Origin of the sequence: Acetobacter pasteurianus, from assembly GCF_009914215.2 — a bacterium.
GTDB classification, from domain to species: domain Bacteria; phylum Pseudomonadota; class Alphaproteobacteria; order Acetobacterales; family Acetobacteraceae; genus Acetobacter; species Acetobacter pasteurianus.
Map to the genome: position 1 here is coordinate 1678143 of NZ_CP039846.2, position 12698 is coordinate 1690840.

A 12698-nucleotide genomic window follows, 5' to 3' on the forward strand; every position below is an offset into this window, starting at 1 on the left:
TTAAAGAGCCGCACCTTCTGCAATATGGCGTTTCATGTTTTGCACAACGGCTGCCAGACCATCAAAAATGGCCTGTCCAATCAGAAAGTGCCCAATGTTGAGTTCTCGCAGTTCTGGCAAGCTTGCTATGGGCCCAACATTTTCAAATGTCAGGCCATGTCCTGCGTGTACTTCCAGCCCAAGTGCGGCTGCTTGCGTGGCAGCGGCACGCAGGCGTTCCAGTTCCTCTGCTTTCCCTTCTGCGTAAGCGCCAGTGTGGAGTTCTACCACCTGCGCACCTGTTTTGGCGGCAGCTTCTATCTGTGCGGATGAGGGATCTATAAACAGTGAAACACGAATACCTGCTTGTGCGAGTTTTTGCACTTTAGGGGTAAGTGTTTCTAGCTGTCCTGCTACGTTCAGGCCACCTTCTGTAGTCAGTTCTTCACGCCGTTCGGGCACAAGGCAGCAGGCATGGGGGCGTAAACCAAGGGCTATGCCAACCATTTCTTCTGTTGCGGCCATTTCCATATTAAGGGGGGCGGCAATTTCTGCACGCAGGCGTTGCAGATCTTTATCGCGGATATGGCGCCGGTCTTCACGCAGATGGGCAGTAATGCCATCAGCACCAGCCTGAATAGCCAACAGGGCTGCAGCAACGGGGTCTGGATATGTGCCGCCACGTGCATTGCGAATGGTAGCGACATGATCAATGTTGACGCCAAGCCGGATAGCTGAAGTCATGCTGCGTTCCTTCTGTTTTGCGCAAGCTGTGCTGCCAACCGAATGGCTGCAACAAGGCTGCTTGGGTCTGCCTTGTTCTGCCCCGCAATGTCAAAGGCTGTTCCATGGTCGGGCGATGTGCGGATAATTGGTAACCCCAGCGTTACGTTTACGCCTTCTGCCATATCCAGCGTTTTGAGCGGGATCAGCCCTTGGTCATGATACATGCACAAGGCCACATCGTAACGGCTGCGGGCTGCGGGTGTGAACATGGTATCTGGCGGCATGGGGCCTGTAATGTTGAGCCCTTCCTGCTGTAACGCTTTAATGGCAGGAATGATAATTTGCTGTTCCTCATGGCCCATCAAACCGTTTTCCCCGGCATGAGGGTTTAATCCCGCTACAGCAATGCGCGGGGCTTTGAGGCCAAAATCACGCCTTAGACCAGCAGCAACAGTGCGGGCTGTTTTAATAATCAGCTCTGTATTTAATTGTTCCAGCGCGTGTCGGAGGGAAACATGCACGGTAACAGGCACAACCCTCAGAGATGGGCTGGCCAGCATCATCACTTCCTGCCCAGGCACATGGCATAGTTCTGCCAGATAGCTGGTGTGCCCTGGGTGCTTGAAGCCTGCGCTTTGGATGACTTCCTTGCTAATAGGGTTGGTAATAATGGCCGAAGCTTCACCATTCTGGGCCAGTTCTACAGCCAGACGGATGCTTTCAATAACACTGGGCGCATTCTGGCGGTCTGGTTCTCCGGGGGCGGCAGGTGTTGCCAGCTGGAGGGGAAGCACAGGTATGGCGTGGGAGAAAACATCTGCTCCCTGTTCCAGATAACGCACAGCTTGCACGGGAGCATGTTGTTCCAGAAGGGCGGGATCTCCCACAAAAACAAAAGGAAGCCCGCTTTCGCGCAATATGCGCCATGCTTTTACAGTAATTTCAGGTGCAATACCTGCCGGGTCACCTTGTGTTAGAGCCAGCATAGGCTTCTTCCTTCAGCGCAGGAAAATACGGATGATGTAAATAGGAAGGAAAACCTAGAAACGATCAGGCGTAAAGGTACTGAGGAACTGATAAAGCACATTAGGTGCAAAACCATATTCCACAGCCATAACAGCATCCGGGCTGAGGGCACGATACCATGCAGGATTAAAGTGATCAGACAGCACAATGGAGTTGGGGAGCGTATGCTCTGAATGAAGCAGGTTCATAAATGGTGTTAGGCTACTGAGGTTTGGGTCTTCTGGTCTGTTCTGCAAATAGGTATCTGGATCAAAAAACAGGTGACCTGAGCGCTTTTCTTTGTCGCCAGATCGAAGGAAATGGTCATATCCATTTACAAAACCGCCGGATTGTAGATTTTGCTCTGAAATGTCCGGATAGCGCTGGAGATAATAACGCTCGGAAAATAGGTAATGTGGGGAAAACTTTTTGTATCCCCCATTGCAGTAATGTTCAAAGCCGGAAACACAGGTGCCGTTTGTAATGGCCTCTGCCGCTTCGGAACAATTTACCCGGTACCATTCCTCGTTGAAATATCTGTTGGGTGAGTGACCGGAGGACGCCCCCTCCAGCTTATACCATTGTTCAAGCTCCTGATCAGAAAAAGACAACAGAGCATCCATAATCGCACCGTATTCTGTGCGGTACCAATGTGCATCAAAAGGGTACCATAAAGCTGCGGATGCTTTACCGGGCATGGTCTGTCATCTTTCGTTTTCAGGTATGGAAATCAAGGAGCCTGAATGTTGCTTTTAGCCCACTGCGCGGCGGTTTCGCCACAATGCTGCAAAATCAATCTGCTGCATGATAACTGGCAGGAAACCTGCTTCACGGCACAGCGTGGCTAGCATGTTGCGGGCGGCCGGGTATAGAAGCCGGGGGGCTTCTATAAGCAGCAGGGTTTCAAAAGTTTCTGCTGTTGCGTGCTGCAGCGTAAAGATGCCCGCATAAATCAGATTCACATCAAATAGAGGGACAATTTCTTCCCCTTCCCGTTGTGCAGGAAGATGCCCCTGACACCGCAAGATAAGCTCAACTTCAAAGTTAGGCTGATTTTCGCCCATTTGATGAGCGCGTACATCTACAGAAACACCAAGGTGAGGGCGTTCTGTTACGCGTGAATAAATGGCCGGCGCCCCAAGAACCTGAAATTCAACAGATTTGACATATTGGATTCCCATCAGAATAGACGGTGCAGGAGGTGTTTGGGATGCGCCGCCAAGTGAATCTGCAGTTTCGGTATTCATGATGGATGTCTGGTCCTCAGGAGTAATGTCGCAAACAGAAATAGCTCATTATTCGGGAAAAATGAGCAAAACAATATAATCCGCATCAGCCCTACCAGATTCAGACAGTTGCGGCGAGAGGAAACACAATAAACTCTTTTCTGTTGTGGCTCTGGCAACGCTTTAGAAATGTGTGAAATATTTTATCATTCAGCCTGTGCTTGATGGTATTCAGTCGCTTGTTCTTTACGTGTGATACGGCTACGACTTGGTGTCATGATCAGGCTGATAATTGTTGTCCCATTCCTGTTGGCGCTTGTGGTGTTCAGTGCCAGTAATCAGGATCCGCTCGATATGTGGTTGCTGACATATAGCTGGAAATCTTCCGCTGGTGTGTTGGCGCTATTGGTGGCGGCTGTTGCCTTTTTGCTGGGCGCTTTCTGTTTGTGGACGGCGGAATTCAAGCAACGCCGGCGAGCACGCAAGGCAGAACAGCACGTAAAAGAGCTGGAAGCCCAGCTTGCACAGGTGCAGGCAGTATCCAGCCAGCCGGTGGCCCCTGCGCCGGTAGCTGTCGCGGTTCCTCCTATTTCTCCTGCAAATGGAGCAGAACCACATGTCTGATACCGCAAGGCAAACAGGTTTGATTGTGGCGCTGGATACGCAGGATCCGGCACAGGCCAAGGCATGGGCGCACGCGGTGGAAGGCATTGCAGGCGTTATCAAGCTGGGTATGGAGTTTGCTTATGCGGCAGGCTTTCAAGCTGTTGCAGATGTAGCCGGGCAGAGGCCTTTATTTCTGGATCTTAAGCTACACGATATTCCCAATACGGTTGGGGCCGCTGTAAAGGCGCTTTCCCATTTGCGCCCCCGTATGCTGACACTGCATGCTGTTGGCGGTGCAGAAATGATGAAAGCTGCGCGCAAAGCATGCGATGAGGCTTTTCCGGCAGGGGAGCGCCCATTGCTGCTGGCTGTAACCGTGCTGACAAGTATGGATGACCATGCTTTGGCAGAAGTAGGTGTGCCAGATGATACGCGCACGCAGGTTTTGCGTTTGGCGGATCTGGCAATGAAGTCTGGCATGGATGGATTGATCTGTTCTGCTCATGAACTCAAGGCACTCCGAGAGGCTCTGGGCGATAAACCAGTTCTGGTAACGCCTGGTATTCGGCCCGCAGGAGCAGCTAAGGGTGACCAGAAACGTGTTATGACACCTGCGGAAGCACGTGCCGCCGGAGCAGACTGGATTGTAGTGGGAAGGCCGATCACACAGGCAGCAGATCCCGCAGCAGCAGCAGCAGCCATTGCTGCGGAACTGGCAGCATAAATCTGCTGCATTGTAGGTAGGGTAGGTTATGAGCGGCGTTCAGACGGGCGTAAAAATCTGTGGCATTACAGAAGAAGCCGGGCTGGAAGCCTGCATGGAATATGGTGCAGATTGGGTAGGCTTTGTTTTTTTTGAGCGCTCTCCCCGTTACATAAATGCATTGCAGGCAAAGGCGCTGGCAGCCCGTGTTACAGGCAGCATCAAGAAGGTTGGGCTTTTTGTACGCCCTGACGATGCGGTTTTAGAACGTGTGTTAGATCAGGTAGATCTGGACATATTGCAGCTTTATACAACGCCTGAATGTGCCGTGCAGATACAAGCTAAGTTCAGGCGGCCTGTCTGGTTATCCATACCGGTTGCATCACAGACTGATTTGCCACGCCAATGCATGATGGAACGGCTTTTGATTGAGCCCAAGCCCCCAACGGATGCAACACGGCCTGGTGGTAATGCACAGCGGTTGAACTGGGATCTGCTACATGGCTGGAAACCTGCTTATTCGTGGATGCTGGCAGGAGGTCTAAACCCCGCAAACGTAGGGCAAGCTGTTGCCGTAACTGGGGCCCCTGCTGTGGATGTGTCATCTGGTGTTGAAAGTGCGCCTGGCGTTAAGAGCCCCGATGCAATTGCGCGTTTTATCCATAATGCGCGCACTCCAGCCGTTGGTTGAGATAAAAACTTTATTTTTTCTTCTTTAGGTCTTGCCTGTTCCGAAAATTTTGCTATTACCTCTCTCGCGTCGGAGAGATGGCCGAGTGGCTTAAGGCGCACGCTTGGAAAGCGTGTGTACGTTAATAGCGTACCGAGGGTTCGAATCCCTCTCTCTCCGCCAGAATATAACCCCTTTAAAAAATTTAGTTTAAGTGCTCTGTAGAAGTTACAGCGTTTGGTTATGCTTTTCCGTATCGGAAAGCACATATGGCTTCCTACTCCATGCCTATTGCTGATTGCGCGATCCAATAGAGTTTGGAATCGTCGGGATGGATTTTGTGTGCTGATGGTAGGAGGGGGCAATGGTGGTGTCTGTAATAAGGACTTTCCGCCTCCGGTTTAATTTAGTAAGCGCATATGAAATTCTAATCAGAGATTTCTGTAATGATGCGCAAAAACGGCAATATCGAGCCATCTGTTGGCAATCCTCGTAAACAGAATACTACCCAGATATTGGATGCCGCAGAAAAAGTGTTTGCCGTTCATGGTCTAAGCGGCACACGTATAGATGACATAGCCAAGGCCTGCGCGTTGCCAAAGGCAAATGTTCTTTATTATTTCAATACAAAGGAAACACTTTATCAGGCGACTTTAGAGCGGTTTTTGGCGGATTGGCTGGGAGATGCCAATATTCATCTTTCGGTAAACATGAATCCGCGAGAAGGTTTGCAAAGCTACATTCAAGCTAAAATGCTATTTTCGCGGCAGCGTCCAGAAGCCTCTCGCCTTTTTATGCATGAGCTTTTAGCTGGCGGTGAGCAGATACAGTCTTTCCTGCGGGAAACACTCAAGCCGCATGTAGAGGATTTGGCAGTTATATTTGCAGCATGGCATGAGAAGGGACTTATCAAGAAGATAGATCCCTTTCACTTCATGTTCATGCTTTGGGCGATGACGCAATCTTACGCTGATATGCAGGTGCAATTCGCAGCCGTTTTAGGGCAAAAACGTCTTACAAAGCGCGATTTCGAAATAGGCACAGAAACGATTATGCAGTTGGTTGCCTCAATTTGTATTGATGCGGAAGAAAGGAACTGAGCAGCGTTTGTGCGAGTATGCCAATTGCAAAACCAAAAAGGCATGAAAAGTTTCTCATACTTGCTAACGCGGGTAAGAAAATAAAAAGAGCACCACACCCTGTGCTGATAAAAAGCGAGAGCAAAGCAACAGGATTAAAGCCAGACCTATACCAGTAAATGTTTCTTTGATCTGATGAATACAAATCATCCGTAATGATGGTTTGTTTTTTTATAAGATAGTAATCACTCAGAATAATGCCTATCAGAGGCGTGATGAATGTTCCCAAAACATCAAGCGTAAGATGAATAAGTTCTGGCCGTGCGTATAAATTCCATGGTGTGAACAAAATAGCGCCTATGGCAGCAATAAGCCCTCCCTTACGCCAAGATAGAAGGTGAGGGGCCATATTAGAAAAATCAAAAGCTGCAGATACAAAGTTGGCTGAAATATTGATGCCAATAGTGGCTGTAACAATAGTGATTACACCAATAATGGCGGTTCCCAGGCTTGTCGTTCTTACGGCTGTTTCTACGGGGTCAAAAATCATATGCCCAAATACGGGAAGTGTAAGTGCTATGGTAACGAGTGTAAGACATGAGAAGGCAAGAAAATTGAAAGGTAATCCCCAAAAATTTCCACGATTTATCGACTGCATGCTGGTGCCATAGCGTGAAAAATCGCCAAAATTCAAAATGATAGGGGCAAAAAAAGCAAGTATTAAAGCCATCGCATTAATAATGCCAAAAGCATGGGTGATCAGGCTAACAGGTTGATGGGGCGTAAAAATTTGGAAAGAAAGATGCCAGCCAATTTTAGAAAGCAGCCAAATATCTAATAGAGCCATCAGGCCATAAATGACGGGGCCTGCCCAATCTATAAAGTGACGTATAGCGTCCATGCCATTCCAGAACACAAGAGTTTGCAAGCCCCATATCGTAAGAAAGGCGAGCCACCCCACATAGGATAATCCGAGTAAGCCATGTTGTGTGGCATTGGCCCACGGTTCGAGAACAGGCCAGATTTTTAAGACGAGAATAACTAAAGCGTTTGATGCTAACCATGTTTGGATGCCATACCACCCAACGGCTATAATTCCACGTATGAGTGCGGGAATAATGGCGCCGTACACACCAAAGGTCATACGTGCGATAACAGGGAAAGGTGCCCCTGTTTTAAAACTAGGCATAGCCATGAGGTTGCAAGCTAATTGTACAAGTAGAATAGCAAAAAGTAGGGCTGCAAATACATCGTATAATGGGAGACCTAAAGTGAATAGACTGCCAACAGTGATGTATCCTGCTACACTATGAATATCCGACATCCATAAAAACAGATAATCTTTCCATCGCCATGTGCGTGTAGCAGATGGCGCCAAGTCTTCGTTTGTTAAACGATTATCATGTGTTGCATGATGTGTTCCACCCATAATGCTTTCCTACATTACGATTCGAATCCGAAATATATTATTGACCAATTAGTCAGAATAACAATACGATTTCGATACAAAATATATTTTGTCCTTTAACGGTCAGAAAACAGAAAGGTAGGCGCCTCATGCTTCATGTTAAAGGCGGAATGCTTGTTACGGCAGAAGGCAGTAAGCGGGCGGATATTCTGTGTGGTCCAGATGGAAAAATTGCCCATGTCGCAAGCACTATAGAAACGCCAACGGGGTGCGATGTTGTGGATGCGGCGGGGCTACTGGTGATACCGGGGGGCATTGACCCGCATACCCATATGGAAATGCCTTTTATGGGCACAATTGCGAGTGATGATTTTTATACCGGAACCGCTGCCGGTTTAGCCGGTGGAACAACAAGCATTATTGATTTTGTTATCCCTGATTCCAGAACATTCCTCGTGGATGCATGGAAGGCGTGGCGGCAGAAAGCACAGAAGTCTGCTGCTGATTATGGTTTCCATGTTGCGATCACGCATTGGAATGATCAGATTTACCACGACATGAAAACTCTTGTAGAGCAATGCGGAGTTAATTCATTTAAACACTTCATGGCCTATAAAAATGCATTGATGGTGGAAGATGAAGCCTTTCTGCATTCCATGCGTCGGGCAGCAGAATTGGGCGCTATTTGCACAGTGCATGCCGAAAATGGAGATGCCGTTGCTTACTTGCAGCAAGATCTATTGTCTGAAGGTCGCACAGGACCGGAAGCGCATCCAGTATCCCGCCCACCTGCAGTAGAAGGAGAGGCAGCGCATCGAGCCATTACTTTGGCTGGGTTGCTTGGTGTGCCTATTTATATAGTGCATGTTTCGACGCAGGAAGGTGTGAAAGCTATTTCAGAAGCACGATTGCGAGGGCAAGAGGTGTACGGAGAAGTACTACCGCAGCATTTAGTGTTTGATGAGAGCGTCTACGAAGGTTCTGATTGGTTGAAGGCGGCACAGTACGTCATGAGCCCACCGTTTAGGTCCAAACATCATCAGGCTGCCTTGTGGGGCGGTATGATGTCTGGTCAGTTACAAACTACAGCTACAGACCATTGTTGTTTTTGTGCGCCACAAAAAGAAATGGGCAAAACAGATTTCACCCGTATCCCAAATGGCACGCCTGGGATTGAGGACCGAATGAGTGTTTTATGGCATTATGGCGTTAAAACAGGAAAACTCTCGCCTGAACAGTTTGTGGCTTTAACATCTACCAATACAGCTCAAATTTTTAATATATATCCACAAAAAGGAAGTTTAGAGATCGGAGCAGATGCCGATATCGTGCTGTGGGATCCTGATGCAGAGCGTACAATTTCTGCAAAAACACATCATCAGAATGTTGATTATAATATTTATGAAGGAATGACGGTAACGGGTGTTGCCAAGAAAACAATTAGCAAAGGGCACCTTGTCTGGAATGAAGGGGATTTACGTGCGGTGCGTGGGGCAGGTCAGTACATCGCACGCCAGCCAAAAAGCAGAAACCTGCGTAAGCCTCTTTAACTTGCAGATTGATGTGCGGAATTTATAGAGTCTTCGTTGAAAGCAAAAGGTAAACAGGCATAGCGTTTACCTTTTGTAACGGGCCGCACAGCATGTAAAAGTGCACTGGAAAAAATAAGCGCTCCGCCAGCAGGAGGACAAAACCCTTGATTTGAAAATTCGGGAAAGGTGAGTTCACCACCTTCAAAAGTATCATTTAGATTAATGGAGATTGCAAAGAGTCTGTGCTTGGCACCTTCTACGGTGTTGTCTCTGTGTGGAGCAAAGTGTCCTTTGTGTGCGGCATCATAACAACTTACAATCATACGATCCATGCCGGTTACGGTGCATTGAAATGTTTTGCGAATTTCAGGAACAACACGCCTAATAATGCGTGCTTGTAAGCCTTTGATTAAGTTTTGATTTTTTATTTTACAATCATAACGGCGTTTAAACATCGGATCTATTTTTTCCACAGCTAATCCATCTGCATTTTTTGTAAGGAAGCCTGATGGGGTGGGTGAGTTGTAATGGTAATAATGTATGAGAGCATGACAAAAATCAGCTTCGAGAATATCAGTTAACAAAAGTGCTGGAATAGGTATATTTTGAGAAGATGACCTATTTTTCAGGTTATTTTTAATAGTTGAATATGAGATGGCATGTTCTGGAAGAACTTCTTTTATCCTTAACATTGGATCTGTTATTACACATGTAATTTCATCAATATTGATGCCAAAAATATTATGAACATGACAATCTAAGTCATAAATATAGTAAAAATTATCATTCTTTATGTCTTTGTCATCGAAGGATGTTGTAACAACAAAAATTTCTATAGGGATGGCTTTTTTTAGTTCTAATAGATTCTGTAATGTATTCATAATCTTATTTGCAAAAAGTTTTTGTATATCAGGAACAAAAACAAGAATGTTATATTTTCCTGCTGCCATATCAAAGCTGTAATACCCCCAATTTGTAGAGCACTTTTGGGTGAAAATAGGAGTGGGGTCTCCGGGAAGAATCATAGAATAACCCTCATGATGTAGAGAAAGTTTTTAATAACTTACTGGATATAGGATTGAAGTTTCAATCATAATTCAGTTTCAGAATAAGTGTGATGCACGAAAGACACAGGATTATAAAACTTAACCAGGCATTCAGATTTATGTTGCGAATCCGAAACGTTAAAACATAACGTTTCTGTGTCCCCGCTATTTGTCCTGTTTGTCAGAGCTGAGAAAAAACATGCCCCATCCTCGTTTTTCAGTTGTTCATTTTCTCTTGGCCGGAACCATCTGTAGTTCAATCGCAATGGAGAGTGCTGCGTTTGGTCAGTCCGTGCCGCATCCTGCAAAAACAGTAAGGGCACAGCCTAAAAATACGAACAAGAAAACAGCAGCACCTAAAAAACTAGGTGCAGTTGAATCTAAAGGTGGTCCGGAAGAAGTTCACGTAGGCGGACATGCTTTATCTGCCCAAGGTGTCACACGTCGCGCTCCTGGTGGAGGGTTGATGCGATTGGAGACTAGAGCAGGAACTATCCAATCTGTTACGCGTGACTTTATTGCCAAACAGCCACCATCAGCTAACCCTGTTCAGGTTTTGGCACTAACTCCCAGTGCGTTTGTTACTCTTACAGAACCCTATGGCATTGCTGGTGGCAACCTGATGTTACGTGGTTTGCCGGGTGACCACGTAGGTTGGATTTACAATGGGGCACCTGTAAATGATGTGGGGGATGGGGGATTTTATGCAAACCAGACATCCGATGGTGATAACCTGAAATCAGTTTCTTTGATGCCTGGTTCAGTAGATATTGATACCCCTAGTATTTCTGCGGCAGCAGGCAGTGCATATGCAGAACTAATAGATCCATCTCATAGAAGGGGAGGGTTTGTAGATTTTTCCTACGGTTCCTACAATATGCACCGTGAATTTATCCGCCTTGAAAGTGGAGATATAGGAAACAGTGGTGTAAGAGCATTTGCTTCCTTTTCTAATACAGAGGCAGATAACTGGCGCGGTCCAGGCAAGTTTACGCGTAAGCACGTAGATTTTAAAATGATCAAGGAATTTACGCCAGAAAGCCGTTGGACAATCAACGCCAGTTATAACACCAATGTTCTACAGCTTGATGAAAACCCCACAAAAGAACAGTTTGGTGAATTTGGGAAAAATTACGATTATGATTCCCATTATCATCTGAATAATAAAACAAATTATTACAAATATGGTCTTGATGCATTTCAGAACTTAATCGCTTCAGCTCCCTTGTCTGTTAAGCTGGCGGAAGGCTTGCGCTTTGATGATACACCATACCTTTGGTGGGGATCTGGAACCATTGGTGGGGTCAGTACGGTTGAGGATGGTAAAACGTATTCAGGAACCCAACCTGTTGATGTAGATGTGGCAAACGGTACAAATGTTTATACGCCCCTGTATTTCAGTTACCATCGCACAGGTAACAATGCCAAGATGACATGGACAAAAGGCATTAATACCCTAACCTTTGGGTGGTGGTATGAATGGTCTCGTACAAATCAATCCACCCCAGTCTCCTACATCAATCAGGCAGACGGTGGGCCTGCAAATATTTACGGAGATTACGGCCCACATATTTATCGTACATCGGATGGGAACCGCTGGTACCTAAATGACCATAATACGTTTACTCAGGTAAATATGTTGTATTTGGGTGATCGGGTAAAATTGCTACATGACAAGCTCGAATTACAAGCAGGTATAAGGCTGGCTATGGTCAACCGTAAGGTAGACAGTTACGTGCCGAACATTCAGCAGCACCGTGGGCAGAATGTTTTTGAACCACTCCCACAGTTTAGTGCCAGTTACAAATTTAATGAGCATCATCAAATATATATTCGTGGGGCAACAAACTTTAAAATGCCCAATAATAATACCATGTTTGAACTGTATAATATTGATGGCAGCATGTCTACGGCACCATCTAGTAATGTAAAGCCGGAATATGCCATCAATGAAGAAATAGGTTATCGCTACCATGATAATCTTCTTGTAGGGGAAATTTCTTTCTTTAACTACAATTTTACAAATAGGCAGATGGGGGTTCTGAGCTATTTTGGAAGTGCTCCGATGTCTACAACAATGAACGTAGGTAACCAGACATCCCGTGGTGTGGATATTCAGATCGGCACACGGCCTATTTTTGGACACTTCAGGCCGTATATGAGTTTTGAATATCTTGACGCAACAATGGATTCAAACATCCAATACCTTAATGATTACTTGCGCACAAAAGGCAAGCGTCCGGTAGGAACTCCACATGAAATGGGTGCTTTAGGGGTTGATTGGGACAATGGGCATATTTTTGCCAACCTGAACCTTAAATATATTGGTTCTCAGTATTCTACCTTGATGAATGATGAAAAACTACATCCATATATTATGGACACAGTGACGCTTGGCTATAGATTTTCCAATAAGTGGTATCTGCGTTCTCCCCAGATACAGTTGAATTTTCAAAACCTTGCAGGCTCACTCTATCGGAATGGGGTATATTCTATGTCTCCATTTGCGCATGCAACAACTGGCGTGTACGGCACACAATTCGCATCAGGAACAGCACCAACCTATACCTTGTCACCCGGGTTTGCCGTTTCGTTTTCAGTATCAACGGGTTTCTAATATTCGTGCTGATATTTTGAATTAAAAACTGACTAAATGGTCAGAAAAATGTTGCGGAAACGAACTTAAATAACATACCATTCTGGTATCGGGGTTGAACG

12 protein-coding genes and 1 tRNA gene are annotated in these 12698 nt (G+C 46.2%); 7 read left to right on the forward strand and 6 right to left on the reverse strand.

Annotated features, from left to right (window positions below):
* The 4 genes from FCN51_RS21295 to FCN51_RS21310 are packed head-to-tail and all read right to left on the reverse strand — an operon-like array spanning nt 1 to nt 2957.
* Nucleotides 1-723, reverse strand: coding sequence for a pyridoxine 5'-phosphate synthase (locus FCN51_RS21295; RefSeq protein WP_014457337.1), 723 nt, complete (start codon nt 721-723; stop codon nt 1-3).
* Complete coding sequence (gene pdxA / locus FCN51_RS21300; RefSeq protein ID WP_160256801.1) at nt 720-1691, reverse strand: 4-hydroxythreonine-4-phosphate dehydrogenase PdxA; 972 nt, start codon at nt 1689-1691, stop codon at nt 720-722. The genes FCN51_RS21295 and pdxA overlap by 4 nt, the downstream gene beginning before the upstream one ends.
* A gap of 54 nt (nt 1692-1745) precedes the next feature.
* On the reverse strand, nt 1746-2408 hold the full coding sequence (locus FCN51_RS21305) for a hypothetical protein (protein WP_003626406.1): 663 nt from the start codon (nt 2406-2408) through the stop codon (nt 1746-1748).
* A 54-nt stretch (nt 2409-2462) separates the two neighbouring features.
* The gene (locus FCN51_RS21310) at nt 2463-2957 is read right to left on the reverse strand and encodes a protein-export chaperone SecB (protein WP_014457335.1); all 495 of its coding nucleotides are present in this window, start codon (nt 2955-2957) and stop codon (nt 2463-2465) included.
* Nucleotides 2958-3212: 255 nt separating this feature from the next.
* On the opposite strand from FCN51_RS21310, the gene FCN51_RS21315 reads away from it, so the two are divergent.
* The 5 genes from FCN51_RS21315 to FCN51_RS21335 all read left to right on the forward strand — a co-directional run bounded on the left by FCN51_RS21315 (nt 3213) and on the right by FCN51_RS21335 (nt 6015).
* Nucleotides 3213-3560, forward strand: coding sequence for a lipopolysaccharide assembly protein LapA domain-containing protein (locus FCN51_RS21315; RefSeq protein WP_160256802.1), 348 nt, complete (start codon nt 3213-3215; stop codon nt 3558-3560).
* Nucleotides 3553-4266: an orotidine-5'-phosphate decarboxylase gene (gene pyrF, locus FCN51_RS21320; RefSeq protein WP_014457334.1), complete on the forward strand. Its 714-nt coding sequence runs from the start codon at nt 3553-3555 to the stop codon at nt 4264-4266. The genes FCN51_RS21315 and pyrF overlap by 8 nt, the downstream gene beginning before the upstream one ends.
* Before the next feature lie 28 nt (nt 4267-4294).
* Nucleotides 4295-4936 carry a phosphoribosylanthranilate isomerase gene (locus FCN51_RS21325; protein WP_160256803.1) on the forward strand — a complete coding sequence of 214 codons (642 nt, stop codon included), beginning with the start codon at nt 4295-4297 and terminating at the stop codon, nt 4934-4936.
* A 71-nt stretch (nt 4937-5007) separates the two neighbouring features.
* A tRNA-Ser gene (locus tag FCN51_RS21330) sits at nt 5008-5098 on the forward strand.
* A 263-nt stretch (nt 5099-5361) separates the two neighbouring features.
* Nucleotides 5362-6015 (forward strand): TetR/AcrR family transcriptional regulator, encoded by a 654-nt coding sequence (locus tag FCN51_RS21335; protein WP_020944407.1) that lies wholly within the window; start codon nt 5362-5364, stop codon nt 6013-6015.
* Here the strand turns inward: FCN51_RS21335 and FCN51_RS21340 are convergent.
* Nucleotides 5966-7423, reverse strand: a complete 1458-nt coding sequence (locus FCN51_RS21340; protein ID WP_160256804.1) for an NCS1 family nucleobase:cation symporter-1 — start codon at nt 7421-7423, stop codon at nt 5966-5968. The genes FCN51_RS21335 and FCN51_RS21340 overlap by 50 nt on opposite strands.
* Before the next feature lie 128 nt (nt 7424-7551).
* Here FCN51_RS21340 and hydA point away from each other — a divergent pair, with 128 nt between their 5' ends.
* Entirely contained in the window at nt 7552-8952 is a 1401-nt protein-coding gene (gene hydA / locus FCN51_RS21345) for a dihydropyrimidinase (protein WP_160256805.1), read from the forward strand.
* Here hydA and FCN51_RS21350 read toward each other — a convergent pair.
* On the reverse strand, nt 8949-9959 hold the full coding sequence (locus tag FCN51_RS21350; protein ID WP_160256806.1) for a 2OG-Fe(II) oxygenase: 1011 nt from the start codon (nt 9957-9959) through the stop codon (nt 8949-8951). The genes hydA and FCN51_RS21350 overlap by 4 nt on opposite strands.
* A gap of 220 nt (nt 9960-10179) precedes the next feature.
* Between FCN51_RS21350 and FCN51_RS21355 the strand changes: the two genes are divergently transcribed.
* A complete protein-coding gene (locus FCN51_RS21355; RefSeq protein ID WP_201762559.1) occupies nt 10180-12597 on the forward strand; it encodes a TonB-dependent receptor in 2418 nt (805 codons plus the stop codon).
* Nucleotides 12598-12698 lie beyond the last annotated feature (101 nt).

Excerpts from the sequence above, each read along its gene's own strand:
- FCN51_RS21325 (WP_160256803.1), top strand. The coding sequence starts at position 4,295 with ATGAGCGGCGTTCAGACGGGCGTAAAAATCTGTGGCATTACAGAAGAA.
- FCN51_RS21355 (WP_201762559.1), top strand. The coding sequence starts at position 10,180 with ATGCCCCATCCTCGTTTTTCAGTTGTTCATTTTCTCTTGGCCGGAACC.
- FCN51_RS21310 (WP_014457335.1), bottom strand. The coding sequence starts at position 2,957 with ATGAATACCGAAACTGCAGATTCACTTGGCGGCGCATCCCAAACACCT.
- FCN51_RS21335 (WP_020944407.1), top strand. The coding sequence starts at position 5,362 with ATGATGCGCAAAAACGGCAATATCGAGCCATCTGTTGGCAATCCTCGT.
- FCN51_RS21350 (WP_160256806.1), bottom strand. The coding sequence starts at position 9,959 with ATGATTCTTCCCGGAGACCCCACTCCTATTTTCACCCAAAAGTGCTCT.
- FCN51_RS21305 (WP_003626406.1), bottom strand. The coding sequence starts at position 2,408 with ATGCCCGGTAAAGCATCCGCAGCTTTATGGTACCCTTTTGATGCACAT.
- FCN51_RS21295 (WP_014457337.1), bottom strand. The coding sequence starts at position 723 with ATGACTTCAGCTATCCGGCTTGGCGTCAACATTGATCATGTCGCTACC.
- FCN51_RS21315 (WP_160256802.1), top strand. The coding sequence starts at position 3,213 with ATGATCAGGCTGATAATTGTTGTCCCATTCCTGTTGGCGCTTGTGGTG.
- pdxA (WP_160256801.1), bottom strand. The coding sequence starts at position 1,691 with ATGCTGGCTCTAACACAAGGTGACCCGGCAGGTATTGCACCTGAAATT.
- hydA (WP_160256805.1), top strand. The coding sequence starts at position 7,552 with ATGCTTCATGTTAAAGGCGGAATGCTTGTTACGGCAGAAGGCAGTAAG.
- pyrF (WP_014457334.1), top strand. The coding sequence starts at position 3,553 with ATGTCTGATACCGCAAGGCAAACAGGTTTGATTGTGGCGCTGGATACG.
- FCN51_RS21340 (WP_160256804.1), bottom strand. The coding sequence starts at position 7,423 with ATGGGTGGAACACATCATGCAACACATGATAATCGTTTAACAAACGAA.